This window comes from Pedococcus sp. P2_E4 (genome assembly GCF_056403935.1).
On the sequence record NZ_JBFUEO010000003.1, the window covers coordinates 111,396 to 137,691 of the forward strand.

Genomic DNA, 26,296 nt, shown 5'->3' on the forward strand with positions numbered 1-26,296 from the left:
CAGACGCTACTCGCCCGCGAGGTCGCCGAGCTGCTCACGCACCGACACGACGTCGCCGACCACGATGACGGCGGGGGCGCGGACCCCGGCGGCTGCGGCATCGGCGGCCGCCCGGTCCAGGGTGGTCACGGTGGTGCGCTGCTCGGCGGTCCACCCTCGCTCGACCAGGGCGACGGGCGTGCTCGCGGACCGGCCTGCGGCGATGAGGCCCGCCGCGGTCTCGGCCAGCCGCGTGACTCCCATGAGCAGGACGAGCGTGGCGTCGGGGGCGGCGTCCGCGGCTGCCTGCAGCACGTGCCCGGCGCCCTCGTGGGCGGAGGCGACGACGAACGACGCCGTGATCCCGCGGTGGGTGACGGGGATACCGGCTGCTGCCGGCACGGACACCGCGGACGTCACGCCCGGGACGACCTCGACCGGCACGCCGTTCGCCACGCAGTGCAGGGCTTCCTCGCTGCCGCGTCCGAGCACGAAGGGGTCTCCGCCCTTGAGGCGGACCACTCGCCGGCCGAGGCGGGCATGGTGCACCAGCAGCTCGTTGATCCGCTCCTGGCTGACGGGGTGGTTGCCGGGGGTCTTGCCCACGTCGACGACCTCGACGTCGCGACCGAGGGTCGCGAGCAGGCCCCTCGGGCCGAGCCGGTCGGTGACGACGACGTCGGCCGCTGCCAGCAGCGCCCGGCCCCGCACCGTGATGAGGTCGTCGGCCCCAGGGCCCCCGCCGACGAGGGCGACGCGCCCCACGGGTGCGGTGCCACCACCGGTGGCATCGGCAGTCGCATCGGCGGTGGCCCGGTGCCGGCGCACCGGGAGCGTCCCGCTGTCGAGGGCGGCGAGCACGGCGTCTCGGACGGCTGCTGCGCGTCGCGGGTCGGCGCCGGCCGTGACGGCCACGGCGATCCCCTCGCTCGGTGAGCCGGCGGCACCCCTGGCCACGGCGGGTGTCCAGGCCGGTGACGCCGACGCGTCGTCGGCGCGGACGCACCACACCCGGGCAGCCTCGGCCTCGCGCGCCACCTGGGCGTCCACCGCGGGGTCGCCGGTGGCGGTGTGCACCAGCCAGGCGGGCTCGGGCTCGAGCAGGTCTCCGGAGACGTAGTCCCTCTCGTGCCAGGAGACCACACCGTCACGGACGGCTTCGCCGAGGTCCTCGCAGAGCCACGGAGCGACGACCTCCACGCGGGCGCCCGCCTCCACGAGGCTGCGGGCCCTGCGCGCTGCGACCGGGCCACCACCGACGACGACGACGCGGCGACCCGAGAGGTCGAGGAACAGGGGGTAGGTGGGCTGGCCCATCAGATGCCCTCGCCGGCGCTGCGGTCCGGCGCGTCGGCCATCCCCGCCGCCAAGGTCGTGCCGTCGGCCTCGTCGATGAGCAGGAAGGCGCCCGTGCGACGGAGCACGCGGTAGTCATCGATCGCGACGTCCTCGGCAAGGCGGATGCGGACCCGCCCGATCGCGTTGAGCGCCAGGCCGTCCGGAGCCGCCCGGTGCTCCATGCTGGCGATGTCGAGCTGGTCGACCACGTCGTCGACGAGGGCTCGCACGGTGCGCGTCCCGACCCGCAGGAGCACGCGGTCGCGCTGCCGCAGCGGGCGCTCGGCCAGCACTGCAACGGTGCCCGACAGGTCCCGGGTCGTCAGGCCGGGGTCGTCGGCGGAGGCGATGAGGTCGCCCCGGGAGATGTCGATGTCGTCGGTGAGCCTCAGGGTCACCGACTGGGGCGCGAAGGCGACCTCGAGGGACTCCAGCGACCCGTCGGGCCGCGCCCTGTCGATGCCGGCCACCGTGGTCGTGCGACCACTCGGCAGGATCGTCACCGCGTCGCCGGGGCGGACGACCCCGGAAGCCAGCCGCCCGGCATACCCGCGGTAGTCACGGTGGTCCGCACTCTGGGGGCGGATCACGACCTGGACCGGCATCCGCAGCGGCTGGGTGGACGGGTCGGACCCGACCGGGACCGCCTCGAGGTGCTCGAGCAGGGTGGCACCGGTGTACCACGGGGCGCGGTCGGACCGGTCCACCACGTTGTCGCCGAACAGCGCCGACACGGGCACGGCGACCACGTCGTCGATGCCGAATCGCCTTGCGTGGCGCGAGAACTCGGCCACGATCTCGTCGAACCGTGCCTGGTCCCAGTCGACGAGGTCCATCTTGTTGACGGCGACAGCGACGTGGCGCACGCCGAGCAGTCCCGTGACGGCCAGGTGACGGCGGGTCTGCTCGACGACCCCGTGCCGTGCGTCGATGAGGATCAGGGCCAGCTCGGCGGTGGAGGCCCCGGTGACCATGTTGCGGGTGTACTGGACGTGCCCGGGGGTGTCTGCGAGGACGTAGGAGCGGGTTGCCGTCGAGAAGTAGCGGTAGGCGACGTCGATCGTGATGCCCTGCTCGCGCTCGGCCCGCAGGCCGTCGGTGAGCAGCGCGAGGTCGGCGGCGTCGAGGCCGCGCTCACGGCTGACCCGCTCGACCGCGTCGAGCTGGTCGGCCAGCACGGACTTGGTGTCGTAGAGCAGCCGACCGACGAGGGTGGACTTGCCGTCGTCGACCGAGCCTGCCGTGGCCAGCCGCAGCAGGTCGTGACGACGGGCGGGTGCGGGGGTCTCCACGGGCGCCTGTGCCTCCTGGGTCGCGCTCATCAGAAGTACCCCTGCTTCTTGCGGTCCTCCATGGCGGCCTCCGACATCCGGTCGTCGGCCCGGGTGGCACCACGCTCGGTGAGCCGGGAGGCCGCGAGCTCGAGGATCACGCCCGCGACGTCGGAGGCGTCGGAGTCGACCGCCCCGGTGCAGCTCATGTCACCGACCGTGCGATAGCGGACGCGACGGGTGACCACCGACTCCCCCTGCCTGGGACCACCCCAGTCGCCTCCGGCCAGCCACATGCCGTCGCGCTGGAACACCTCGCGGTCGTGCGCGTAGTAGAGGTCGGGCAGGGCGATGCCCTCGCGCTCGATGTAGCGCCACACGTCGAGCTCGGTCCAGTTGGACAGCGGGAACACCCGCACGTGCTCCCCCGGGGCGTGCTTGCCGTTGTAGAGGTCCCACAGCTCCGGTCGCTGCCGGCGGGGGTCCCAGGCACCGAAGGAGTCGCGCAGGCTGAAGACCCGCTCCTTGGCCCGGGCCTTCTCCTCGTCGCGGCGCCCGCCACCGAAGACGGCGTCGAACCTGCCGGCCTCGATGGCGTCGAGCAGCGGCACGGTCTGCAGCGGGTTGCGGGTGCCGTCGGGGCGCTCGCGCAGCCGGCCGTCGTCGATGTAGTCCTGGACGTGCGCGACGACCAGCCGCACGCCGAGCCGCTCGACGGTCTCGTCGCGGTAGTCGAGCACCTCGGGGAAGTTGTGGCCGGTGTCGACGTGAAGCAGCGTGAACGGCAGCGGCGCGGGCGCAAAGGCCTTGCGCGCCAGGTGCACCATCACCACGGAGTCCTTGCCCCCGGAGAAGAGGATCACCGGGCGCTCGAACTCCCCCGCGACCTCGCGGAAGATGTGCACCGCCTCGGACTCGAGGTGGTCGAGGTGGTCGAGCGTGTAGTCGTGCACGCCGGCCTGAGCCGAGGCAGAGCCCGACGCCGCGGTCGTCGAGGTGGTCGTCGAGGTGGTCATGTGTGCAACCCGCATTCGGTCTTGTCCTGACCGGCCCACCGGCCGGCCCTGGCGTCCTCGCCCTCGGCGACGGGGCGGGTGCAGGGCGCGCACCCGATCGACGCGTAGCCCTCCTGGCGCAAGGGGTTCAGGAAGACCCCGTGCTCCGCGACGTAGCGCTCGACGTCGTCGTCGCTCCAGCCCGCGATCGGGTTGAGCTTGACCATCGAGCGCTTGTCGTCCCACCCGACGATGCCGATGTCGGTGCGCGTCGGGGCGTCCACCCGCCTCATGCCGGTGACCCATGCCTGGTGCGTCTCGAGGGCCCGGTTGAGCGGCTCGACCTTGCGCATGGCGCAGCAGGAGTTCGGGTCGCGGTCGTGCAGCCTCGCGCCGTACTTGTCGTCCTGCTGCGGCACGGTCAGCAGTGGCAGGATCGTGCGGATCCGCAGCGGCAGCATGGCCTCGTAGGCGTCGCGGGTGCCGAGCGTCTCGACGAAGTGGTAGCCGGTGTCGAGGAAGAAGACGTCGGCGCCGGGAATCGTGGTGCCGACGAGGTGCACGAGCACCTCGTCGCCCATCGACGAGGCGACCGTGAGGTGCTCGCCGAAGGTTTCATGGGCCCACACCAGCGCCTGCCGGGCCAGCTCCACCCGCTGGTCGTATGACGTGCCGTCGCCATCCGCCTCGAGCACGGCGAAGCGCTGCTGGGCGTCGGCGGCGAGGAGCCGCAGCTCCTCGACGGTGCGCGTCCCGGTGGTGGTGCTCACGGCTGCCTCCCCTGCTCGAGCTCTGCTTCCTCACGGATCCGCCCGGGAATGGCGGCGGCGTCGACCTTGACCAGCGTGACCGTGAAGACCCGGGCGCACGCGCGGCACTCCCAGGCACCCTGCGGCTCCTCGACCGGCCAGAGGTCCTCCTCGGCGCAGAAGGGGCAGTGGTAGACGGCTGCGCGGGGCGAGTCGCTCATCGCAGGTCGTCCTCGTCGGCGCGGTGGGCCCAGGAGGCGAACGACTCGTCGCCGTCGCGCTGGGCGAGGAAGCGGGTGGCGAGGCGCTCGACGTACTCGGGGAGCTCCTCGGCGCGGACCTTCAGGGCCCGGGTCTTGCGCGCCAGCTGCGGCTCGGTGCCCAGGCCACCACCGAGGTGGACCTGGAAGATCTCGACGAGGGTGCCGTCGTCACCGGCCTGCACCATGCCCTTGAGGCCGACGTCGGCCACCTGGAACCGGGCGCACGAGTTCGGGCAGCCGTTGATGTGGATCGAGAACGGCACGTCCCAGTCCGGCAGCCGCCGCTCCATCTCGGCGATGACGGTGTGGGCGCGGGCCTTGGTCTCGACGAGCGCGAGCTTGCAGAACTCGATGCCGGTGCAGGCCATGGTGCCGCGCCGCCACTCGCTGGGCGCGCTCGGCAGGCCCAGCTCGTCGAGGGCCTTGGTGAGCGGCGCGACCTGCTTCTGCGGCACGTCGAGCAGCAGGAGCTTCTGGTGTGCGGTGAGCCGCACCCGGCCGGACCCGTGCTTGGCAGCGAGCTCCGACACGGCATACAGGCTGGTGCCGCTGACGCGGCCGGCGACGGGAGCCACTCCCACCCAGAACCGACCGTCCTGCTGGGCGTGCACTCCCACGTGGTCGCGGCGGTGCCGGCTGGGCGGCTGCGGCGCCGGCCCGTCGAGCAGGACGCGCTTGAGGTAGTCGTTCTGGAGGACGTCCCGGAACTTCTCGGGGCCCCAGTCGGCCATGAGGAACTTGAGGCGGGCGCGGTTGCGCAGCCGCCGGTAGCCGTGGTCGCGGAAGATCGACACGACGCCCTTCCACACCTCGGGCACGTCCTCGAGGGCGACCCACACACCGAGCCGCTGGGCGAACATCGGGTTGGTGGAGAGTCCGCCACCGACCCAGAGGTCGAAGCCGGGACCGTGCTCCGGATGCTCGACCCCGACGAAGGAGACGTCGTTGACCTCGTGCGCGACGTCGAGGCTGGGGCTGCCCGAGATCGCTGTCTTGAACTTGCGCGGCAGGTTGGAGAACTCGGGGCTGCCGATGTACTTGGCGAGGATCTCCTGGACCGCGGGAGTCCCGTCGACGACCTCGTCGGCGGCGATCCCGGCCACGGGCGAGCCGAGGATGACCCGCGGGGTGTCTCCACAGGCCTCGGCCGTCGTGAGGCCGACCGCCTCGAGCCGCGACCAGATCTCGGGGACGTCCTCGACCCGGATCCAGTGCAGCTGGATGTTCTGCCGGTCGGTGATGTCGGCGGTGTCCCGGGCGAACTCGGTGCTGATCTGGGCCACCGTGCGCAGCTGGGCGCCGTCGAGGGCGCCACCGTCGGAGCGGACCCGCAGCATGAAGTACTCGTCGTCGAGCTCGCTGGGGTCGAGCGTGGCCGTCTTGCCACCGTCGATGCCGGGCTTGCGCTGCGTGTAGAGGCCCCACCAGCGCATCCGGCCGCGCAGGTCCTCACCCGGGATGCTGGCGAAGCCCTCCTTGGCGTAGACCTCCTCGATCCGCGTCCGGACGTTGAGGCCGTCGTCGGCCGCCTTGAACTCCTCGTTGGGGTTCAGCGGCGTGCGGTCGCCGTCCGCCCAGGCGCCGGTGGCCTTGCCGGCCTGGCGCTGCGGTCGGGTGGGGGTCTGGGTCACCCATCCATTCTGCCAATTCGGTTATGGATTGCATAACCGTCCATTATCTGACCCCTAATCCCCTCGAATCGGGGGACATTGGACCACCGCGCGGACCCTCAGGCCAGCGAGATGAGGTCCAGGTAGTCCGGGCCCCAGTGGTCCTCGACGCCGTCCGGCAGCAGCAGGATCCGCTCGGGTTCGAGGGCCTCGACGGCGCCCTCGTCGTGGGTCACGAGGACGACGGCGCCCTTGTAGGTCCGCAGCGCCCCGAGGATCTCCTCACGCGACGCCGGGTCGAGGTTGTTGGTGGGCTCGTCGAGCAGCAGCACGTTGGCGCTCGAGACGACCAGCATGGCCAGCGACAGCCGCGTCTTCTCGCCACCGGAGAGCACCTTGGCGGGCTTGTCGACGTCGTCGCCACTGAACAGGAACGACCCGAGCACCTTGCGGACCTCGGTCTCGCCGAACGAGTCCGGAGCCGCCGACTTCATGTTGGCCAGGACGCTGCGGTTGACGTCGAGGTTCTCGTGCTCCTGGGCGTAGTAGCCGAGCTTGAGGCCGTGCCCCGGCTCGACCTGACCCGTGTCGGGGGTGTCCGCCCCGGCCAGCATCCGCAGCAGCGTCGTCTTGCCGGCGCCGTTGAGGCCGAGCACGACCACCCGGGACCCACGGTCGATGGCCAGGTCGACGTCGGTGAAGACCTCCTGGCTGCCGTACGACCGCGACAGCCCCGAGGCCCGCAGCGGCGTCCTGCCGCAGGACGCAGGGTCGGGGAAGCGCAGCTTGGCGACCTTGTCGGAGGTCCGCTCCCCTTCGACACCTGCGAGCATCCGCTCGGCCCGCTTGATCATGTTCTGGGCCGCCACGGCCTTGGTGGCCTTGGCGCGCATCTTCTCGGCCTGCTCCATCAGGGCCGCAGCCTTCTTCGTGGCGTTGGCGTACTCCCGCTTGCGGGCGCGCTCGTCGGTCTCGCGCTGCTGGAGGTACGGCTTCCAGCCCACGTTGTAGACGTCGAGCTCGCCGCGGTTGGCGTCGAGGTGGAAGACCCGGTTGACGACGGAGTCGAGCAGCTCGACGTCGTGGCTGATGACGACCAGGCCCCCCTGGTAACCCTTGAGGTAGTCACGCAGCCAGCCGATCGAGTCGGCGTCGAGGTGGTTGGTGGGCTCGTCGAGCAGGAGGGTCGAGGCGCCCGAGAACAGGATCCGGGACAGCTCGACCCGACGGCGCTGACCACCGGACAGCGTCGACAACGGCTGACCGAGCACCCGCTCCTCGAGGGACAGGGCACTGGCGATGGTCGCGGCCTCGGACTCGGCGGCATACCCGCCCTGGGTGGTGAACTCGCCCTCGAGGCGCGAGTAGCGGCGCATCGCCTTGTCGCGCGTCTCGTCGTCGGCGCTGGCCATCGCGCCCTCGGCCTCGCGCATCTGCGTGATGATCCGGTCGAGACCGCGGGCCGACAGGATGCGGTCGCGGGCCAGGACGTGCAGGTCACCGGTCCGCGGGTCCTGGGGCAGGTAGCCGACCTCGCCCGTGCTCGTGACCGACCCGGCGGCGGGCTGGCCCTGCCCGGCGAGCACCTTGGTCAGCGTCGTCTTGCCCGCACCGTTGCGGCCCACGAGACCCACGCGGTCACCGGCGGCGATGCGGAAGGTCGCGCCGTCCAGGAGGAGTCGGGACCCAGCGCGCAGCTCGATTCCACTGGCGGCAATCACGACGGAACTCCAGACATCAGTGCAGGTGGGGACGCTCCGACAGTTTGCGGAAACGCCGCTCAGGGGCTGAGATCACTAGTCTAGCGAGCAGGAACGCACTGGGCTGACGCCCACCCGGACGCGGAGGACAGATGAGCTTCAACGAGGACGCCAGTCTCGACACCTCCCAGGTGGGGTCCGGCGGAGGCGGTGGCGGCGCACCCGGCGGCATGGTCGTCGGAGGCGGGATCGGCGGCATCATCCTGCTCATCATCATGATGATCTTCGGCATCAACCCCGGGCAGCTGCCCACCGACCCCGGTGGCGGCAGCATCGACCAGAGCCAGGTCGAGCCGGGCGGCAACCAGGACGCGGGCGCCTTCTCCCAGTGCAAGACCGGCGCCGACGCCAACCGCGACACCACGTGCCGGATCATCGGGACGGTGAACTCCGTCAACGCCTTCTGGGCCCAGGAGCTGCCGAAGTACAAGCGCGAGTACACCCCGGCCAAGACGATCATCTACAACGGCTCGACGCAGTCGGCGTGCGGCACCGCGAGCAACCAGGTCGGGCCCTTCTACTGCCCGCTCGACAAGCAGGTCTACATCGACGCGAGCTTCTTCCAGATCCTCGAGCAGCAGTTCGGCTCCAGCGGCGGTCCGCTCGCCCAGGAGTACGTCGTGGCCCACGAGTACGGCCACCACATCCAGGACACCCTCGGCCTGCTCGACCGCGCCCAGCAGGACCCCAAGGGGGCCGAGAGCGGCGCCGTGCGCATCGAGCTGATGGCCGACTGCCTCGGAGGCGTCTGGGCCCACCACGCAGCCACCACCAAGGACAAGGACGGCAAGACCCTCCTCAAGCCCCTCACCGATGCGGACATCAAGGACGCCCTCTCGGCGGCCTCCTCGGTGGGCGACGACCGGATCCAGCAGAAGACGCAGGGACGGGTGAACCCCGAGTCCTGGACGCACGGCTCCGCAGCGGCCCGGCAGAAGTGGTTCACGACCGGCTACGAGAGCGGCAACCTCAACAACTGCGACACGTTCAGCGTCGACAACGTCGAGTAGCCGTCGTCCTCACCCCGTCACCCGACGCCGTCACCACGCCGTGACCCGACGCCGTCACCCGTGGGACCCCGGGTACGCCTTGTCGAGCTCCTGCAGGAGCCGGTGCGCGGCCAGCTCGACGTCCTTGTGGCGCCACTCGGCAGCGCGGTAGACACAGGCGATCAGCCCGCTGCGGTGGACCTTGGTGAAGTCGCCGTAGGCGAAGGCGTGCCGTGCCTTGGTCTCGTCGTTGGCGCCCTCGGTGAGCCCGAGGAACCACAGCGGGTAGTCGTCCCAGCCGTTCTCCTCGAGGAAGGTGTTCTGCGCGTCCGCGTCGGGCTGGACCTCGCCCCACTCGCTGTCGAGCACCACCTTGCCGGCCTCGATCAGGTCGCGGCAGTGCCGTACGGCTGCGCGGTTGACCGTGTACTTCGCCATCCCGCCATCATGCGACAGGTCAGCCCTCGATGGTCACCCGAACGGCGCGGCCACGGCGCAGGGCTTCCTCGAGGACCGCGCGCCTCGGGTCGGGCAGGTCGTACAGCTCGCGCCGCGGCAGCGCGTCGAGGTGGGCCAGCCGCGGGTCGTCGAGGACCGCGCGCACGAGGGCGCGGTCTCCCCCGACCACCAGGGCCCCCGGTATGCCGTGCGGCAGGATCCGCAGGGTGTGCTCGGCGACGGCGCGCACGAGCTCGTCGGCCTGGTTGCCGCGTCGCCGGGCGAAACGCTGCTGCGACCAGCCACCCGCCGCGGTCCGCGACTGCACGTGGCGCTTCCCGACCTTGGAGTCGGCGAACGCGACGCCGCGGGCCAGCCCCACGGCATACCCCCCGCGGCGGACCAGGAGGACCCCCAACGGGTCGTGCGCGAAGTCCTCACGCGCGACGATGCGCTGCGGCGCGGGCGAGCCCGGGGCCTCGGGGTTGTTGGCGGCGAAACGCTCCAGCCACCCCTCGAGGCGCTCGGGAGCGACCTCGACGACGCGGGTGGTCATCGGGGTGGCCAGCCGGCGCGCGTCGGGGGACTCAGAGGTTGAAGCCGAGGGCGCGCAGCTGCTCGCGGCCGTCGTCGGTGATCTTGTCGGGTCCCCACGGCGGCATCCAGACCCAGTTGACCCGGTAGGACGCGACGAGACCCTCGAGGGCCTGGGCGGTCTGGTCCTCGATGACGTCGGTCAGCGGGCAGGCCGCCGAGGTGAGGGTCATGTCGAGCACGGCGTGCCGCTCGGCGTCGACGGTGATGCCGTAGACGAGCCCCAGGTCGACGACGTTGATCCCGAGCTCGGGGTCGACGACGTCGCGCATGGCCTCCTCGACGTCTGCAACGTTCGGGACTGCGGTGGTCTCAGTCATCGTCCTGCTCTTCCTTGGTCTGGCTGGTGTCAATGCCTGCCTGGTGCAACGCGTCCGTGAACGCCATCCATCCCAGCAGAGCACACTTCACGCGTGCGGGGTACTTGCTGACGCCGGCGAATGCGACGCCGTCGCCGATGACGTCCTCGTCGCCCTCGACCTCGCCCCGGGACGTGAGCATGACGCGCATCGCCTCGTGGGTGGTCATCGCCTCGGCGACGGTGCGGCCGATGACCTCGTCGGTGAGGACGCTCGTCGAGGCGGTCGAGATCGAGCAGCCGAGGGCGTCGTAGGACACGTCGCGGATGACGGCGGTGGTGCCCTCGCCCTCGACGTGGACGCGCAGGGTGACCTCGTCGCCACAGGTGGGGTTGACGTGGTGCACCTGCGAGCCGAACGGCTCGCGCAGGCCCGCGTGGTGAGGCCGCTTGGAGTGCTCGAGGATGAGCTCCTGGTAGAGGTCCATCAGCTCGCCACCCCGAAGATCTCGGGGACCCGGTCGAGCGCGTCGAGCATGGTGTCGACCTCGGCGGGCGTGTTGTAGGCCGCGAGCGTGGCCCGCGCGGTGGCGGTCACGCCCATCCGGCGGTGCAGCGGCCAGGCGCAGTGGTGGCCGACCCGGACCGCGACACCCTGGTCGTCGAGCACCTGCCCGACGTCGTGGGCGTGCACGCCGTCGACGTCGAACGCCACGGCACCGACCCGGTCGGTGGCGTCGGCCGGGCCGACGACGCGGACCCACGGCCGCGCGGCGAGGCCGGCCAGCAGCCGCTCGGTGAGCGCGTGCTCGTGGTCGGCGATGCGCTGCATGCCGAGCTCGCCGAGGTAGTCGATGGCCGCGCCGAGGCCGACGGCCTGCGCGGAGTTGGGTGACCCGGCCTCGAACCGCTGCGGCGGCGCGGCATAGGTCGTCGCCTCCATGCGGACGGTCTCGATCATCGAGCCCCCCGTGATGAACGGCGGCATCGCGTGGAGCAGCTCGCTGCGCCCCCAGAGCACCCCGACCCCCGTGGGACCGAACATCTTGTGCCCGGAGAAGGCTGCGAAGTCGACCCCGAGCTCATCCAGGTCGAGCTGGAGGTGAGGGGCCGACTGGCAGGCGTCGAGGACCGTCAGCGCACCCACGGCACGGGCAGTCTCGGTCAGCCGGCGCACCGGGTTGATGGTGCCGAGGACGTTGGAGACGTGGGTGAACGCGAAGACCTTGGTGCGCTCGGTGAGCAGGTCGTCCAGCGCCGGGCCGTGCCGGCCGTCGAGGTCGAGCCGTCCGTCGTCGGTGACGCCGACCCATCGCAGGGTCGCACCGGTCCGGCGGGCCAGCTCCTGCCACGGCACGAGGTTGGCGTGGTGCTCCATCTCGGTCACGAGGATCTCGTCACCCTCGCGCAGGTCGAGCCGGGGGTCCTTGGCCTGGCCGGCGACCGAGTTCGAGAACGCGTAGGCGACCAGGTTGAGGGACTCGGTGGCGTTCTTGGTGAACACCACCTCCTCGTCGGCTCCCCCGACGAACCGCGCGGCCTTGGCGCGGGCGCCCTCGTAGGCGTCGGTGGCCTCTTCGCTCAGCTGGTGGGCACCGCGGTGGACGGCACTGTTGACCTGCTCGCTGAACGCACGCTCGACGTCAAGCGCACCGGCATACCGCTGTGAGGTGGCTCCGGAGTCGAGGTAGACCAGCGGCTTCCCGTCGCGGACGGTGCGGGACAGGATCGGGAAACCGGCCCGGATCTGGGCCAGCTCCCGGTCGCTGAAGGTCGTTGCACTCATGGCGTATGCCGTGTGGCTGGGTCTGGCGCTCAGGCCTGGGGGACGAGGTAGCGGTCGTAGCCCTCGGCCTCGAGGCGGTCGGCCAGCTCGGGGCCACCCTCCTCGACGATCTGGCCGTCGACGAAGACGTGCACGAAGTCGGGCTTGATGTAGCGCAGGATGCGCGTGTAGTGGGTGATCAGCAGGACGCCGACGTCGGTGCCCTCCTTGACCCGGTTGACGCCCTCGGACACGATCCGCAGCGCGTCGACGTCGAGGCCGGAGTCGGTCTCGTCGAGGATCGCGATCTTGGGCTTGAGGAGCTCCATCTGCAGGATCTCGTGGCGCTTCTTCTCGCCACCGGAGAAGCCCTCGTTGACGTTGCGCTCGGCGAAGGCCGGGTCCATGCGGAGGTCCTCCATGGCGCCCTTGACGTCCTTGACCCAGGTGCGCAGCTTGGGGGCCTGCCCGTCGATGGCGGTCTTGGCGGTGCGCAGGAAGTTGCTGACCGTCACACCGGGGACCTCGACGGGGTACTGCATCGCGAGGAAGAGGCCGGCGCGGGCACGCTCGTCGACCTTCATCGCGAGCACGTCCTCGCCGTCGAGGGTGACGGTGCCGCCGGTGATCGTGTACTTCGGGTGCCCGGCGATGGAGTAGGCCAGGGTCGACTTGCCAGAGCCGTTGGGGCCCATGATGGCGTGGGTCTCGCCCGACTTCACGGTGAGGTCGACGCCGCGGAGGATCTCCTTGACACCGTCCTCGACGTCGACGGTGACCGTGAGGCCGCGGATTTCCAGAGTGGACATGGTTTCTCGTTCCTTCTGTTCGAAGCTCAGGAGTTCAGGGGGGTCGTGCCGACGAAGACCTCGTCGTCCTCGACCCGGACTGGATAGACGTTGATGGGGACGATCGCGGGCGGGCCGGACGGCTCACCGGTGCGGATGTCGAAGCGCGAGCCGTGCAACCAGCACTCGAGCGTGCACCCGTCGAGCTCACCCTCGGAGAGCGAGACGTTGGCGTGGCTGCACGTGTCGTCGACGGCGTGGATCGTGCCGTCCTCGGTGCGGACGATCGCCACGACCTGGCCGTCGCCGAGGTCGGCGGCGGCTGCGCCCGTGGCAGGCAGCTCGTCGACGCGGCAGACCCGGACGAAGTCGTCGCGCACGAACTCGGCGGCTGCGCTCACGCGACGTCCTCGGCGGCGGCGATGCCGGGCACGGCGCCCAGCTCGGCGTCGATGACCTCCATGAGGTGCTCCGAGATCTCGGGCACGCCGATCCGGGCCACGATGCTGGCGAAGAAGCCGCGCACGACGAGGCGTCGGGCGACCTCCTCGGAGATGCCCCGGGCCATCAGGTAGAACAGCTGCTCGTCGTCGAAGCGGCCGGTCGCCGAGGCGTGGCCCGCGCCGACGATCTCGCCGGTCTCGATCTCGAGGTTGGGGATCGAGTCCGCTCGCGCGCCGTCGGTGAGGATGAGGTTGCGGTTGAGCTCGTAGGTGTCGGTGCCCTCGGCGCTCGCGCGGATGAGGACGTCACCCACCCAGACCGTGTGCGCCGTGTCGCCCTGGAGCGCGCCCTTGTACTCGACGTTCGAGTGGCAGTGCGGCGCCTCGTGGTCGACGAACAGGCGGTGCTCCTGGTGCTGGCCCGCGTCGGCGAAGTAGACACCCAGACCCTCGAAGGAGCCACCCGGACCCGAGTAGCGCGCGTTCGTCGAGACGCGGACGACCTTGCCGCCCAAGGTCACCGAGATGTGGCGCAGCTTGGCGTCACGGCCGATGACCGCGTCGTTCTGGGTCAGGTGGAGGGAGTCGTCGTCCCACTCCTGGACCGTCACGAAGGTGAGGTCGGCGCCGTCGCCGACCTTGAGCTCGACGTTGGCGCCGCACTCGGCGGAGCCGCGGTGCGTGAGCACCACGGTCGCCCGGGAGTGGCGACCGGCCTCGACCACGAGGTGGCCGTTGACGCGGGCGAGGTCACGGGCGGTCACGGTGATGCGCACCGGCTCGCTCAGCTCGGCCTCGGCGGGGATGCTCACCAGGGTGGCCTGGTCCTCGCCGGCCCACGCGACCACGGAGGCGCGGTCGGCGGGCACCAGCACACCGGCGGCCTGCGGGTCGACCCGCGTGGTGGTCACCTCGGCCGGCGCCTGCACGTCGACCGTGACCTTGTCGGCCTCGGTCGCTGCGACCTGGAACAGGGACGAGAGGCGGTCGACGGGGGTGAACCGCCACTCCTCCTCACGGCCACCGGGGACGGCGAAGTCGTCCACGGCATACGAGGTCTTGCGCTCGGCCCGCGACTGGTCGGGGACGAAGGCAGCGACGGAGTCGGTGTGGGCGTCGTCGGTGGGGTTCTTCTGGGCCAGAAGGCTCATCGGGCGGGGTCCTCGCGAAGGGTCTGGGGGAACGGGGTGGAGGAAGGACGTCGTGGAGCGGTCACCCGACGGCCCCTTCCATCTGGAGCTCGATGAGGCGGTTGAGCTCGAGGGCGTACTCCATGGGCAGCTCACGGGCGATGGGCTCGACGAACCCGCGCACGATCATGGCCATGGCCTCCTCCTCGGTCATGCCGCGGGACATGAGGTAGAACAGCTGGTCCTCGGACACCTTGGAGACGGTCGCCTCGTGGCCCATCGTCACGTCGTCCTCGCGGATGTCGACGTACGGGTAGGTGTCGGAGCGGCTGATCGTGTCGACCAGCAGGGCGTCGCAGACCACGCTGGACCGCGAGCCGTGCGCCCCCTCGAGGATCTGCACGAGACCGCGATAGGACGTGCGGCCACCGCCGCGGGCCACCGACTTCGAGACGATGGTGCTCGAGGTGTGCGGGGCCGCGTGCACCATCTTGGCGCCGGCGTCCTGGTGCTGGCCCTCGCCCGCGAACGCGATCGACAGCGTCTCGCCCTTGGCGTGCTCGCCGAGGAGGAAGACGGCCGGGTACTTCATGGTGACCTTGGAGCCGATGTTGCCGTCGATCCACTCCATCGTCGCTCCCTCGGCCGCGGTCGCCCGCTTGGTGACGAGGTTGTAGACGTTGTTGGACCAGTTCTGGATGGTCGTGTAGCGGACGCGCGCGTTCTTCTTGACGATGATCTCGACGACCGCGGAGTGCAGGGAGTCGGACTTGTAGATCGGCGCCGTGCAGCCCTCGACGTAGTGCACGTAGGAGTCCTCGTCGGCAATGATCAGCGTTCGCTCGAACTGGCCCATGTTCTCGGTGTTGATCCGGAAGTAGGCCTGCAGCGGGATGTCGACGTGGACACCCGGCGGGACGTAGATGAACGAGCCACCCGACCAGACCGCGGTGTTGAGCGCGGCGAACTTGTTGTCACCGGCGGGGATGACCGAGGCGAAGTACTCGCGGAACAGGTCCTCGTGCTCACGCAGACCGGTGTCGGTGTCGACGAAGATGACGCCCTTCTCCTCCAGGTCCTCGCGGATCTGGTGGTAGACGACCTCCGACTCGTACTGGGCGGCCACGCCGGAGACGAGGCGCTGCTTCTCGGCCTCGGGGATGCCGAGCCGGTCGTAGGTGTTCTTGATGTCGGCCGGCAGCTCGTCCCAGGTGGTCGCCTGCTTCTCGGTCGACTTCACGAAGTACTTGATGTTCTGGAAGTCGATGCCGGTGAGGTCGGAACCCCAGCTGGGCATCGGCTTCTTGCCGAAAAGGCGCAGCGACTTCAGGCGCAGGTCGAGCATCCACTGGGGCTCGTTCTTGCGGGCCGAGATGTCGCGCACGACCTCGTCGTTGAGCCCGCGCTTGGCGGTGGCGCCGGCGGTGTCGCTGTCGGCCCAGCCGTACTCGTAGCGCCCGAGGTCCTTCAGACCCGGGTTGAGCTCTTCGATGTGGGTGCTCATCGTGTGGACCCTTCTGTTGGGGGGACAGACGTGGAGGAATCGGTGGGGACGTGGTGGGAGGCGACCGTGCTGGTCGGGACGAAGGTGGTGCAGACGTGGTCGCCGTGCGCGAGCGTCGCGAGTCGCTGGACGTGGACGCCCAGCAGTCGGGAGAACGCATCTGTCTCAGCGTCACAGAACTGGGGAAATTCCCGGGCGGCGTGCTGGACGGGGCAGTGACCCTGGCACAGCTGTATGCCGGTGAAGGGGCTTGCCGAGCCCGGCTCGCCCACGGGGCGGGCCGAGGCAGCGAACCCGTCGCGCGTCAGCGCGCCGACCAGGGCGTCCACCCGTGCGGGGGTGTCGGTGCCCGCCTCGGCGAGCTCGACGGCATACCGCTGCTCGAGCTCGGCCACCCGCGCCTCGGCGAAGCGCCGCACCGCGGGCTCCCCCGCCTCGTCGGCGAGGAACCGCAGCGCCTGCGTGGCGAGGTGGTCGTAGTCGGACTCGAGGGCCTGGTGACCGCCGTCGGTGAGCACGAAGGCCCGGGCGGGACGGCCGCGGCCGCGCGTGGTGTGCGAGACCTCCCGCTCGGCGATGAGGCCGGCGTCCGCGAGGTTCTCGAGGTGGCGTCGCACGGCCGGCGAGCCGAGGCCGAGGTCGTCGGCGAGGGTGGCCGCCGTGATCGGGCCCCGCTCGCTGATCGCCTGGAGCACCCGGTCGCGCGTGCGGGCCTCGGCCAGCGGGCCCACGGGGGGCCGCTCTGCCGTCGGCGCGCTCGGGGCCGGGATATTCACAACACTGATGTTACGTAATTGCCGCCCGCAGGGGAAAGCAAGGTGAACCTAACCTGCGAACCGGCCGTCGGTCGGTCGGTCATCGGTCAGTCGAGCAGGCCGCGTTCGCGGGCCACGGCCACGGCCTCTCCCCGGCCGGCCACCCCCAGCTTGGCGATGATGTTGGAGACGTGGACGCTCGCGGTCTTGCCGCTGATGAACAGCTGGGTGCCGATCTGGCGGTTGCTGCGGCCGAGGGCCACGAGCTCGAGGATCTCGCGCTCGCGAGGCGTCAGCGCCTCACCGTGGCGGTCGAGCGCGCGCCCCGGTGCCGTGCGTCCCGACGCCCCACGCAGCTCGGCCCGCAGCGGCTCGGCCCCGAGCTCGCGCGCGGTGGCCAGGGCGGTCTGCAGCACCTCGGAGGCCTCGGCGGACCCGGCGGCCTGGAGCACTGCCCCGAGCCGAGCCTGCGACCGCGCCGTCTCGTAGCGGTGGCCGTAGTCGACGAAGCGCTGGACCGACTCGCGCCACGCCGTCTCGAGCTCGCTGGGGTCGACCTGCTCGCCGCCGAGCCAGCGCAGCCGCAGCGACTCGGCCCGGGAACGCGCGATCCAGGCCTGGGCCTCGGGTCCGTGCTGGCCCGGGACCTCGGACACGCGCGCCCAGACCTGCTCGGCGGCGTCCGCGGCGTCACGGCCTCGGGAGAGCAGGTGTGCCCGGTCAGCGGTCGGGACCCGTTGGACGAACGACGCCAGCTGCCCCAGGAGCAGCGCGCTCACCCGGGTCTGCGCCTGGAAGTGGGGGTGCCAGATGCGCGTCAGGGTGTCGACGACGTCGTCGTGCACGGCCAGCGCCCCGGACAGGTCGCCCGCGTGCCCGGCCAGGTCGATCCCCGCGCCACCGGCCAGGACGGCCACGAGGCCCTCGTACTCCCACCACTCGCGGGTCGACTCGAGGGCCTCGGCGAAGTCGGTGTCACCGCGCGCGGCCGAGATGTACAGGCGGGCGCTGGTGAGCAGGGCGCCGGCCGGCTGCGGTGCGGAGTCGGTGGCGTCGTCGAGGATCTCGAGAGCCTCGTCCCAGCGACCCACCTCGTAGGCCGCGATGCCCGCCAACAGCCGCGAGTCGAACGCGTAGGGAGCCCAGGCGTGCCCGGCGGCCCGGCCCGCCTCGGCGCCCTGCATGTAGATCTCGACAGCGGACTCCAGCCGGCCCGACCGGTGGTGCAGCGACCCGAGGTGGTGGAAGGCCCGCACCTGGGCCGGGTCGCCGACGGTCGTGCTCGCCGCGATGATCTGCTCGAGCGTCTCGCGGCTCGTCTCGGGGTCACCGACGCGCTCCAGCACCCGCGTCTCGACGACCCGCACCTCGTTGGCGACCTCGGGCAGGCCTGCCGCGGTCGCGGCCTCGACGGCCTCGGAGGCGGCCGTGACGGCCTCCTCGTCGCGGCCGCGGTCGACCAGGGCCTGGACGCGGGCGCCGAGCAGCCTGGCCCGGACCTCGGTGACCTCGTCGCTGGGGTCGACCGCGTCGAGCAGGCCGAGCCCCTCCTTGGTGGCGGCGAGCGTGTCGAGCGTGCTCTCGGTCAGCCGGGCGGTCGTCGCGAGCGACGCCAGCAGCGCGGCCCGCCCCACGGGATCGGCGTCGGCGGAGCGCCGGGTCAGCCGCTCCACGAGCAGGGCCACGCCCTTGACCGCCTCGCCCTTGGCGGTGGCGGCGGCAGCGGCGCGCAGGACGACCCGGTCGGCGTCGTCGTGACCGTCGGGCATCAGGGCCAGGGCCTGCTGGTAGTGGCGCCAGGCCTCCTGCGGGCCACCGACGGACATCGCCGCATCGCCCGCGCTCACGCTGGCGGTCAGGGCGAGGGCCCGGTCGCCCGCGGCAGCGGCGTGCCTGGCGACATCGGCCCAGGTGCCCAGCGAGGGGTCGGCGGCCAGGCTCGCGGCATACCGCTCGTGCGCGCGGACGCGCTCGCCCGGCAGCAGGTCGTCGTAGACGGTCTCGGCGAGCAACGCGTGCCGGAAGGCGTAGCCGCCGCTGTCCGTGGACACGAGCACGTGGTGCTCGACCGCGTCACGCAGGCCCTGGTCGAGCTCGGCGTCGCCGAGGCCGGCGACGGCAGCGAGCAGCAGGTGGGTGACGTGGCGGCCGGAGGCCGAGGCCATGCGGACGACGTGCTGGCCGGCGTCACCGAGCTGGTCGAATCGGACCAGCAGCAGCCGGGAGAGGTCCTCGGCGCTGCCCCCGAGGGCGCTCGCGGCGACGAGCTCCTCGGCGAAGAAGGCGTTGCCCTCGGCGCGCTCGACGACGGCCCGCACCTCGGGCTCGGTCAGGTCGCGGGGCTGCACGCCACGGACCAGGTCGCGGACGGCGGCGTCGGTCAGCGGCTCGAGGTCGAGGCGGTGGAGGTCGGCGAGCCTGGACCAGTGGGCCAGCGTGCTGCGCAGCGGGTGGCGCCGGTGCAGGTCGTCGCTGCGGTAGGAGGCGACGATGCTCACCCGCCCGGAGAACCCCCGGGTGAACAACAGGGTCAGCAGGTCGCGCGAGGACTGGTCGGCCCAGTGGACGTCCTCGATGACCAGCAGGACGGGAGCCTCGAGGGCGAGGTCCTCGAGGGCGGCGTGGGTGTCCTCGACGAGGTCGCTGCGGTCGACGGTGTCACGCAGCCGGTCGTCGGTGGCATCGGCGGCCCGGCGCCGACGGCTCGGGAACAGGCCCGCGAGGTGGGGGTGGGTGGCGATGATGCGCTCGACCGTGGCGGGCTCGGCGACCTCGAGGCGCGAGAGCATCTCGCTGAACGGAAGGTAGGGAAGGGCCTGCCCGGCCTCACCGAGGCAGTGGCCGACGAGGACGGTCCAGCCGGCGGCCCTCGCGCGGGCGCTCGTCTCGGCCAGCAGGCGGGTCTTGCCGATGCCGGCGTCGCCGGAGAGCAGCACCAGCCCGGAGCCGGACTCGCGGTCCAGTCGCAACAGGTCGACCATGCGGTCGATGTCGTCGTCGCGCCCGACGAACACTCCCCCGGCGGCACCCTCGAGACCCACGCAGCACAGTATGTCGGAGAGGTCCGACAGGTCCGCGTGGGTCCTGAGGTGGGTGGCCGGCACGGGAGCCGTCGCCGGGGCGGCCGTCACGCGACGCGAGGCGTCGACGGACGCGTGGCGCCCTGCTGGCGGTGGTGGCGGTGGTGGATCCGGTCGGAGACGGCCCGGCGCCACGAGTGGTGCCGGTGCTCCTCGGGAAGCGGCAGCTCGAGGGCGGGGCCGCTCGGGTGCCGGTCGTAGCGCCACTGCATCTCGGCGGCGATGAACAGCGGGTCTGCGGTGATGCTCATGGTCGTGCCTCTCTCTGGATGATGCGGGGTGTGGTTCCTGCTGACGACTCGACAGTGCGTGTCTGAGGTGGCCGGACACATGGGGCGGATGCCTTATCCCTTCCCGCCGGTCCGAGGGCGGGGGCCTTAGGTGGCCATCGGGCCGGGCCGACCACGGTCGTCAGACGGGTCGAGGCGTGTGCCGCTGGACGGGCACGGGGTGACGCCGCGGTCGGCGCGGCCAGCGCCAGCGGCGACTGTCGTCGCGTTGCGGGTGGACGTTGGCCCTGCCCAGGGACTCCTGCTTCCAGGCGAGCTCTGCGGCCACGACGAGCGGGTGTGCGGTGAGGTTCATCCTGACTCCTTGGTCGGGTGGTGCGATGGCTCCACCGTCCGCGTCTGAGGTCCCCCCGGACATGGGGCATCTGCCCAGTCCTGGGTGGGCCTGCCGGGCCACCCACCTCAGACCACCCGCCTCAGCCCGCGGTGGCGAGCCGGACCTACACTTCGCTCGTGTCCCCCGCCGTCGCCCTCTCGGGCCTCACCAAGCGCTATGGCGCCGTGGTCGCCCTCGACGGCGCCACGTGGAGCGCCGAGTCGGGACAGGTGACGGCCGTGCTGGGACCCAACGGCGCGGGCAAGACGACGATGGTCGAGATCTGCGAGGGGCTTCGCCGTCCCGACGGGGGCACGGCCAGGGTGCTCGACGCCGACCCGTGGGCGGCCGGACCCGACCACCGGGCCCGCGTGGGCGTGATGCTCCAGGACGGCGGCCTGCCGGGCGGTGTGCGTCCCCTTCGCCTCCTGCACCACCTCGAGTCCCTGTATGCCGGAGTCCGTCCGGGCCGGGTCGACGAGCTCGTCGCCCGGCTGGGCATCGACCAGTTCGCGGGGACCGCGGCCCGTCGGCTGTCGGGTGGGCAGCGGCAGCGGCTGGCCCTCGCGGCTGCCCTCGTGGCCGAGCCCGAGGTCGCCTTCCTCGACGAGCCGAGCGCGGGCCTCGACCCGCACGCCCGTCGGGAGGTGTGGGACCTGGTCCGCGAGACGGCCGATGCCGGCACTGCGGTCGTGCTGACCACGCACTCCTTCGACGAGGCCGAGCGGCTGGCCGACCGCATCGTCGTGGTCGCCGGGGGTCGCACCATGGCGGAGGGGTCGCTGGCCGAGGTCACCGCCGGCGAGCCGCTCGAGAACCGCTACTTCGCCCTCACCCACGAGTCAGTCCGATGAGCGTCAGCGCAGCACCACACTCCCGTCGCGTCCTCGCCCAGGCACGGTTCGAGGCGACGACGCTGCTGCGCAACGGCGAGCAGCTGTTGGTCGCGCTCGTCCTGCCGGCCGCGGTCCTCGTGGGCCTCGTCCAGGCCGAGTCGGTCCCGCTCGGCACCGGGCGCCGCATCGACCTGGCCGTCCCCGGCGTGCTGGCCCTCTGCGTCATCTCCTCGGCCTTCACCGGCCAGGCGATCTCCACCGGCTTCGACCGTCGCTACGGCGTCCTGCGCCTGCTCGGCGTGACTCCCCTCGGTCGCACCGGACTGCTGCTCGGCAAGGCACTGGCCGTCCTCGCGGTCGTCGCCCTTCAGGTCGTCGTGATCGGCACCCTGGCGCTGGCACTGGGCTGGGAGCCCACGCTCGCCGGCATACCGGCTGCGCTCGTCTCCACGCTGCTCGGGACGTGGGCGTTCACCGCCCTGGCCCTGCTGCTCGGGGGCACGGTGCGAGCCGAGGGCGTCCTCGCGCTCGCGAACCTCGTCTGGGTCGCCCTGCTCGGCCTCGGCGGCGTCGTCGTCTCCGGCACGGAGCTGCCAGGGGCATTGGCACCGGTGGTCGAGCTGCTGCCCTCGGGCGCGCTCGGCGACAGCCTGCGGGCCGCCCTCGTGTCGGGCCAGGCCCGGGTCGGCGATTGGCTCGTCATGGTGGTGTGGGCCCTGGGCGCGACCCTCCTGGCCCGCAGGTTCTTCCGCTGGAGCGACTGACCCCACGCCCTGCGGAAGGCGACGACTGTGCCCAGCAGCGCCAAGCCGCCGACCAGCCAGAACGCCTCGTGGGCGAGCGCGGGGCGCGAGCGCTCATCCGGCAGCGCCAGGAGCAGGCTCGAGGCCACGTGCCCGAGCAGCACGGCCGTCGCCAGCGTGGCCGGCCACAACAGCCAGGCCCGCGACGCGAGCTTGCCGTGCCGTTGCCCCGGCCGCAGCAGCCAGGCCGTTGCCGCGCCGGCGAGGCACAGTGGGATGGCGATGAGGTCGAAGACGAACAGCGAGCCCGACTCGAGCACCGACACGCCCGCGGGCAGCAGCCGCGTCCCGCCGAACCCCCAGTAGACGTGGACCCCCGCGAACAGCACCATCCAGGTCACGCTCACCCGCCACGCGTTCCTCAGCATGGAACCAGTCAGCCAGCCGCGAGCCGCCTCCACCATGAGGGACCTCCCCCAAAGACACCGGGGTCGACCCTGACCCGTACCCTCGACGCGTGACCGCCGCACCACCCCGTCCACTGCGACTCGTCCTGGTCGCCAACCTGCTGGTCGAGGTCCTCATCGTGGTGACCGGCGGCCTCGTGCGCCTCACCGGCAGCGGTCTGGGCTGCCCGACGTGGCCGCAGTGCGTGCCCGGGTCCTACACCCCTGTTCCCCACCAGGCCGAGGGCTGGCACCGGTACGTCGAGTTCGGCAACCGCACCCTCACCAGCGTCGTGGGCGTGGCCGCCCTGCTGGCCGTGTATGCCGTGTGGCGGTGGGCCGCGCGCCGTCGCGACCTGCTCGTCCCCGCCCTGGTCGTGCTCGCCGGGGTCGTGCTGCAGGCGGTGCTCGGGGGCATCACCGTGCTCACCGGCCTGCACCCTCTGACGGTGGCCGCGCACTTCCTCGTCTCGATGGTGCTGGTGGCGACGTCGGCCTACCTCGTGTTCCGTTCGGCCGGACCTCCGGGCCCGCGCACGCTCCTCGTCCCGAGGCTCGTCGAGCGGCTCGGCTGGGTCACCTGTGGCGTCGCGATCGTGGTGCTGATGCTGGGCACGGCCGTGACGGGCTCCGGGCCCCACTCCGGCGACGCGCAGGAGCCGGCCAGGTTCGGCTTCGACCCGCGCAGCGTCTCCTGGCTGCACGCCGACTCGGTGATGCTGTTCTGCGGCCTGGTCGTGGCCTTGCTCGTGGCCACGCGGCTCACCGCCCCCACCGCGGTCCCGTTCCGGGCCTGGCTCGCGGTCGGCGCCGTCACCGTGGCCCAGGGGCTGGTCGGCTACACGCAGTACTTCACCGGGTTGCCCTGGCCGGTCGTGCTGCTGCACATGCTGCTGGCCAGCCTGCTGGTGGTCGCCCTCACCCGCGCGATGCTCGCGCTGCGGGGTGACACCGCGGCCTAGTCCCGGTGCTGCACAACCTCGGATTGCACAAGAGCTCTTGTGCAATAGCGCTTGTGCAAGTACCCTTGTGCGCATGGCACCCAAGCAACGACCCGGCATCCGGACGGTCACCGACGCCAAGGCCCTCTCGGCCATGGCCAACCCGTTCCGCTCGCGGATGATGGACGCCCTCAAGGTCGACGGCCCCTCCACCGCCTCGGCGCTCGCCCAGCGCACCGGCCAGGCGGTCGGCAGCGCCAGCCACCACCTCAAGGTCCTGTCCGAGGCCGGTCTGGTCGAGGAGGCTCCCGAGCTCGCCAGGGACCGGCGCGAGCGCTGGTGGCGGCTCGTCGACGCCGGCACCCGGTGGTCCCGCGGCGACTTCGCCGACGACACGGCCGCCGTCACCGCCGCCTATGCGGCCGAGGCGCTCTCCCTGCAGCGCCAGTTCGAGCGCGTCCAGGAGTGGAACGCCAACGCGGCCACGGTGCCCGTCTGGGACGACGCGGCCTTCGCCACCCAGAACTGGATGCGGCTGACCCCGGCCGAGCTCGAGCAGGTCGCCGAGGAGATGGTCGACGTGCTGATGCGCTGGTCCACCCGTGCCATCCCCGACGACGGCGAGGAACGCGAGTCGGTGTACGTGTTCGCCCGAGGGTTCCCGGCCCAGCCATGACGACCCACCCCGCACCGGTTGCCGCTCCCCCACTGAGGCGCAACCGGAACTTCACCCTGCTCTGGACCGGCGAGGGCGTCAGTGTCCTCGGCAACGCCACCACGTCGATCCTGCTGCCGTTGCTGGCCGTCGTCGAGTTCGACGCCGGCCCCGGCTGGATGGGCCTGCTGACCGCTGCGGCGTGGGTGCCGTGGATCGTCGTCGGCCTGCCCGCCGGCGCCTGGGTCGACCGGCTCCCAGCCCGCCGGGTGATGGTCGTGAGCGACCTCGCCGCGGCCGCCACCCTCGCCAGCGTGCCGGTGGCGTGGCTGGCCGGCTGGCTGACGCTCCCCCACCTCGCGGCCGCGGCCTTCTGCAACGGCGTCTGCACGGTGTTCTTCCGCGCGGCGTACCCCGGGCTGGTGCGGCGCGTCGCTCCCGCCGAACAACAGGAGACCGCCTTCGCCACGCTGTTCGGCACGGAGTCGGCCATGCAGGTCGCCGGCCCCGGCGTCGGCGGGCTGATGGCCCAGGTCGCGTCGGCGGCGTGGGGGCTGGTCGCCGACGCCGTCAGTTTCGTGGTGTCGGCGGTCTGCCTGCTCCGGCTGCGGCTGCCCGAGGAGGACGGCGACCACCTCCCGGAGCCGGCGCCCCTGCGCCAGCGCATCCGGGAGGGTGTCGACTACATCCGGCACGACCGGCTCCTGCGGTTCTTCACGGTCATGGGGTGCATCAGCAACTTCGGTCTGACCGGCTACAACGCCCTGCTCGTGCTCTTCCTCGTCCGTCAGGTGCACCTGTCCGCGGGGGCGGTCGGCCTCGTCATGGCGATCGGGTCGCTGGGCGGCGTCCTCGGCGCCACCATCGCCACCCGGGTCTCCCGCAGGCTCGGTTCGGCCCGGGCCCTGCTCGCCCTGCAGGTCGTCGCGGGACCGCCCGCCCTGCTCGTGCCCCTGGGCCGGCCGGGGGCCGGCCTGGTCGCCATGGTGGCCGGCATGCTCCTGGTCGGGATCGGTGTGGTGGCCGGCAACGTGATCCGCGGAGCCTGGCGCAACCGGTACGTCCCCGAGCACATGGTGGCGCGCCAGGTGACGACCGCCCAGGTCGTCAACCTGGGAGGGATGCCCCTGGCGGGCCTCGCCGCGGGCTCGCTGGGCGCGACCATCGGCCTGCGCCCGACGATCCTGCTGATGGCAGCCATCCACGTCGTCGCCTGCCTCGCCATGTGGTGGAGCCCCTTGCGGGGACTGCGTGACATGCCGGAGCGGGACGCCACGGAGGCCCCGCACGACGCGGACGTCCCGCGCGACGCGGAGCAGCCCGGTCAGCCGGCGGTGATGGGCAGGTAGACCAGCGGGTCGACCGCGACGGCCAGGAAGAGGATGCCGACGTACGTGATCGAGAAGTGGAACAGCCGCATCGGCTTGAGCACCGTGGGTCCGGCGCCGGCCTTCGCGGCACGCAGCAGCCGGTGCGCCTCGGCGACGAAGAGGGCACCGGTCGCCAGCGCGGTCACGAGGTAGATCCAGCCCATCGGGTTGACCCAGACCAGCGCCAGGGACGCGGCGACCATGGCCCACGAGTACGCGACCACCTGGCGCGCGACCACGACGAACCCCTCCACGACCGGCAGCATCGGCACGTGCGCCGCGGCGTAGTCGTCCTTGAACTTCATCGACAGCGGCCAGTAGTGCGGCGGCGTCCAGAAGAAGATCACGAGGAACAGCACCACGGCCGACCACGACACGGAGTTCGCGACCGCCGACCAGCCGATGAGGACGGGCATGCACCCGGCCGCCCCGCCCCACACGATGTTCTGCGCGGTCCGGCGCTTGAGGATCATCGTGTAGCCCACGGCATACATGACGATGGCGCCCAGCGAGAGGGCCGCCGACAGGACGTTGACGAACGCCGCGAACCACACCGTGGAGGCCACGGTGAGGATCGCGCCGAAGACGAGTCCCTCGCGCGGGGTGATCTCACCGGTGACCATCGGCCGGTTGCTCGTGCGGTGCATCTCGGCATCGATGTCACGGTCGTAGACGCAGTTGAACGTGTTGGCGGCGCCGGCGCTCAGGCACCCACCGACGAACGTCGCCACGATGAGCCACAGCGGGGGAATCCCCTTGTGGGCCAAGAACATCACGGGCACCGTCGTGACCAGGAGCAGCTCGATGATGCGGGGCTTGGTGAGCGCGAGGTATGCCGCCGCCTTACCTCCGCGACGAGGCTGCGGGGACGCGGAGATCCGGGCAGACGGATCGGTTGCGGTCACGGCGTCCTTCGCGGGTGGTGCAGGGGCAGGGTGCTGGTGCTTCGC

Annotated in this window: 28 protein-coding genes; 7 read left to right on the forward strand and 21 right to left on the reverse strand. The window is 71.8% G+C overall.

What is annotated here, in order from left to right:
- Positions 1–6: 6 nt before the first annotated feature.
- From cobA to AC1DV7_RS02920, 7 genes are all read right to left on the reverse strand, one after another.
- Complete coding sequence (gene cobA, locus AC1DV7_RS02890) at positions 7–1,296, reverse strand: uroporphyrinogen-III C-methyltransferase (protein ID WP_477594397.1); 1,290 nt, start codon at positions 1,294–1,296, stop codon at positions 7–9.
- Positions 1,296–2,639, reverse strand: coding sequence for a sulfate adenylyltransferase subunit 1 (locus AC1DV7_RS02895; protein ID WP_477594399.1), 1,344 nt, complete (start codon positions 2,637–2,639; stop codon positions 1,296–1,298). Before AC1DV7_RS02895 ends, cobA begins: the two co-directional genes overlap by 1 nt.
- On the reverse strand, positions 2,639–3,604 hold the full coding sequence (cysD, locus tag AC1DV7_RS02900) for a sulfate adenylyltransferase subunit CysD (RefSeq protein WP_477594401.1): 966 nt from the start codon (positions 3,602–3,604) through the stop codon (positions 2,639–2,641). Before cysD ends, AC1DV7_RS02895 begins: the two co-directional genes overlap by 1 nt.
- The gene (locus tag AC1DV7_RS02905; RefSeq protein WP_477594403.1) at positions 3,601–4,353 is read right to left on the reverse strand and encodes a phosphoadenylyl-sulfate reductase; all 753 of its coding nucleotides are present in this window, start codon (positions 4,351–4,353) and stop codon (positions 3,601–3,603) included. The genes cysD and AC1DV7_RS02905 overlap by 4 nt, the downstream gene beginning before the upstream one ends.
- The gene (locus AC1DV7_RS02910; RefSeq protein WP_477594404.1) at positions 4,350–4,553 is read right to left on the reverse strand and encodes a hypothetical protein; all 204 of its coding nucleotides are present in this window, start codon (positions 4,551–4,553) and stop codon (positions 4,350–4,352) included. The genes AC1DV7_RS02905 and AC1DV7_RS02910 overlap by 4 nt, the downstream gene beginning before the upstream one ends.
- On the reverse strand, positions 4,550–6,226 hold the full coding sequence (locus AC1DV7_RS02915; RefSeq protein ID WP_477594406.1) for a nitrite/sulfite reductase: 1,677 nt from the start codon (positions 6,224–6,226) through the stop codon (positions 4,550–4,552). The genes AC1DV7_RS02910 and AC1DV7_RS02915 overlap by 4 nt, the downstream gene beginning before the upstream one ends.
- Before the next feature lie 98 nt (positions 6,227–6,324).
- Positions 6,325–7,926 carry an ABC-F family ATP-binding cassette domain-containing protein gene (locus tag AC1DV7_RS02920; protein WP_477594408.1) on the reverse strand — a complete coding sequence of 534 codons (1,602 nt, stop codon included), beginning with the start codon at positions 7,924–7,926 and terminating at the stop codon, positions 6,325–6,327.
- A 131-nt stretch (positions 7,927–8,057) separates the two neighbouring features.
- Between AC1DV7_RS02920 and ypfJ the strand changes: the two genes are divergently transcribed.
- A complete protein-coding gene (gene ypfJ / locus AC1DV7_RS02925; protein ID WP_477594410.1) occupies positions 8,058–8,975 on the forward strand; it encodes a KPN_02809 family neutral zinc metallopeptidase in 918 nt (305 codons plus the stop codon).
- 54 nt (positions 8,976–9,029) lie between these two features.
- Here the strand turns inward: ypfJ and AC1DV7_RS02930 are convergent, their stop codons facing one another.
- The 13 genes from AC1DV7_RS02930 to AC1DV7_RS02990 all read right to left on the reverse strand — a co-directional run bounded on the left by AC1DV7_RS02930 (position 9,030) and on the right by AC1DV7_RS02990 (position 20,334).
- On the reverse strand, positions 9,030–9,392 hold the full coding sequence (locus AC1DV7_RS02930) for a hypothetical protein (protein ID WP_477594412.1): 363 nt from the start codon (positions 9,390–9,392) through the stop codon (positions 9,030–9,032).
- 19 nt (positions 9,393–9,411) lie between these two features.
- Entirely contained in the window at positions 9,412–9,948 is a 537-nt protein-coding gene (locus AC1DV7_RS02935) for an acVLRF1 family peptidyl-tRNA hydrolase (RefSeq protein ID WP_477594414.1), read from the reverse strand.
- 31 nt (positions 9,949–9,979) lie between these two features.
- Positions 9,980–10,306: a metal-sulfur cluster assembly factor gene (locus tag AC1DV7_RS02940; protein ID WP_477594416.1), complete on the reverse strand. Its 327-nt coding sequence runs from the start codon at positions 10,304–10,306 to the stop codon at positions 9,980–9,982.
- On the reverse strand, positions 10,299–10,772 hold the full coding sequence (gene sufU, locus AC1DV7_RS02945; RefSeq protein ID WP_477594418.1) for a Fe-S cluster assembly sulfur transfer protein SufU: 474 nt from the start codon (positions 10,770–10,772) through the stop codon (positions 10,299–10,301). The genes AC1DV7_RS02940 and sufU overlap by 8 nt, the downstream gene beginning before the upstream one ends.
- The gene (locus tag AC1DV7_RS02950; RefSeq protein WP_477594420.1) at positions 10,772–12,070 is read right to left on the reverse strand and encodes a SufS family cysteine desulfurase; all 1,299 of its coding nucleotides are present in this window, start codon (positions 12,068–12,070) and stop codon (positions 10,772–10,774) included. The genes sufU and AC1DV7_RS02950 overlap by 1 nt, the downstream gene beginning before the upstream one ends.
- A gap of 29 nt (positions 12,071–12,099) precedes the next feature.
- Positions 12,100–12,858: a Fe-S cluster assembly ATPase SufC gene (sufC, locus tag AC1DV7_RS02955; RefSeq protein WP_477594422.1), complete on the reverse strand. Its 759-nt coding sequence runs from the start codon at positions 12,856–12,858 to the stop codon at positions 12,100–12,102.
- Positions 12,859–12,884: 26 nt separating this feature from the next.
- Positions 12,885–13,238: a non-heme iron oxygenase ferredoxin subunit gene (locus AC1DV7_RS02960; protein WP_477594424.1), complete on the reverse strand. Its 354-nt coding sequence runs from the start codon at positions 13,236–13,238 to the stop codon at positions 12,885–12,887.
- Positions 13,235–14,431 (reverse strand): Fe-S cluster assembly protein SufD, encoded by a 1,197-nt coding sequence (sufD, locus tag AC1DV7_RS02965; protein WP_477594426.1) that lies wholly within the window; start codon positions 14,429–14,431, stop codon positions 13,235–13,237. Before sufD ends, AC1DV7_RS02960 begins: the two co-directional genes overlap by 4 nt.
- A gap of 61 nt (positions 14,432–14,492) precedes the next feature.
- On the reverse strand, positions 14,493–15,914 hold the full coding sequence (sufB, locus tag AC1DV7_RS02970) for a Fe-S cluster assembly protein SufB (RefSeq protein ID WP_477594428.1): 1,422 nt from the start codon (positions 15,912–15,914) through the stop codon (positions 14,493–14,495).
- Complete coding sequence (locus AC1DV7_RS02975) at positions 15,911–16,690, reverse strand: helix-turn-helix transcriptional regulator (protein ID WP_477594430.1); 780 nt, start codon at positions 16,688–16,690, stop codon at positions 15,911–15,913. Before AC1DV7_RS02975 ends, sufB begins: the two co-directional genes overlap by 4 nt.
- Positions 16,691–16,776: 86 nt before the next feature.
- Positions 16,777–19,710: a helix-turn-helix transcriptional regulator gene (locus tag AC1DV7_RS02980; RefSeq protein WP_477594431.1), complete on the reverse strand. Its 2,934-nt coding sequence runs from the start codon at positions 19,708–19,710 to the stop codon at positions 16,777–16,779.
- Positions 19,711–19,796: 86 nt separating this feature from the next.
- Positions 19,797–20,000, reverse strand: coding sequence for a hypothetical protein (locus AC1DV7_RS02985; RefSeq protein WP_477594433.1), 204 nt, complete (start codon positions 19,998–20,000; stop codon positions 19,797–19,799).
- A gap of 160 nt (positions 20,001–20,160) precedes the next feature.
- The gene (locus AC1DV7_RS02990) at positions 20,161–20,334 is read right to left on the reverse strand and encodes a hypothetical protein (RefSeq protein WP_477594435.1); all 174 of its coding nucleotides are present in this window, start codon (positions 20,332–20,334) and stop codon (positions 20,161–20,163) included.
- A gap of 158 nt (positions 20,335–20,492) precedes the next feature.
- Between AC1DV7_RS02990 and AC1DV7_RS02995 the strand changes: the two genes are divergently transcribed.
- The 6 genes from AC1DV7_RS02995 to AC1DV7_RS03020 all read left to right on the forward strand — a co-directional run bounded on the left by AC1DV7_RS02995 (position 20,493) and on the right by AC1DV7_RS03020 (position 25,325).
- On the forward strand, positions 20,493–21,209 hold the full coding sequence (locus tag AC1DV7_RS02995; protein ID WP_477594437.1) for an ABC transporter ATP-binding protein: 717 nt from the start codon (positions 20,493–20,495) through the stop codon (positions 21,207–21,209).
- Positions 21,206–21,955: an ABC transporter permease gene (locus AC1DV7_RS03000; protein WP_477594439.1), complete on the forward strand. Its 750-nt coding sequence runs from the start codon at positions 21,206–21,208 to the stop codon at positions 21,953–21,955. The genes AC1DV7_RS02995 and AC1DV7_RS03000 overlap by 4 nt, the downstream gene beginning before the upstream one ends.
- A 27-nt stretch (positions 21,956–21,982) precedes the next feature.
- Entirely contained in the window at positions 21,983–22,300 is a 318-nt protein-coding gene (locus AC1DV7_RS03005; protein WP_477594441.1) for a hypothetical protein, read from the forward strand.
- 151 nt (positions 22,301–22,451) lie between these two features.
- Positions 22,452–23,342, forward strand: coding sequence for a COX15/CtaA family protein (locus AC1DV7_RS03010; protein ID WP_477594443.1), 891 nt, complete (start codon positions 22,452–22,454; stop codon positions 23,340–23,342).
- Positions 23,343–23,415: 73 nt separating this feature from the next.
- Positions 23,416–23,997, forward strand: coding sequence for an ArsR/SmtB family transcription factor (locus AC1DV7_RS03015; protein ID WP_477594445.1), 582 nt, complete (start codon positions 23,416–23,418; stop codon positions 23,995–23,997).
- Positions 23,994–25,325: an MFS transporter gene (locus tag AC1DV7_RS03020; protein WP_477594447.1), complete on the forward strand. Its 1,332-nt coding sequence runs from the start codon at positions 23,994–23,996 to the stop codon at positions 25,323–25,325. The genes AC1DV7_RS03015 and AC1DV7_RS03020 overlap by 4 nt, the downstream gene beginning before the upstream one ends.
- On the opposite strand, the gene AC1DV7_RS03025 is transcribed toward AC1DV7_RS03020, so the two are convergent.
- Positions 25,301–26,251, reverse strand: coding sequence for a heme o synthase (locus tag AC1DV7_RS03025; protein ID WP_477594449.1), 951 nt, complete (start codon positions 26,249–26,251; stop codon positions 25,301–25,303). The two genes, AC1DV7_RS03020 and AC1DV7_RS03025, sit on opposite strands and share 25 nt — an antisense overlap.
- Positions 26,252–26,296: the final 45 nt, after the last annotated feature.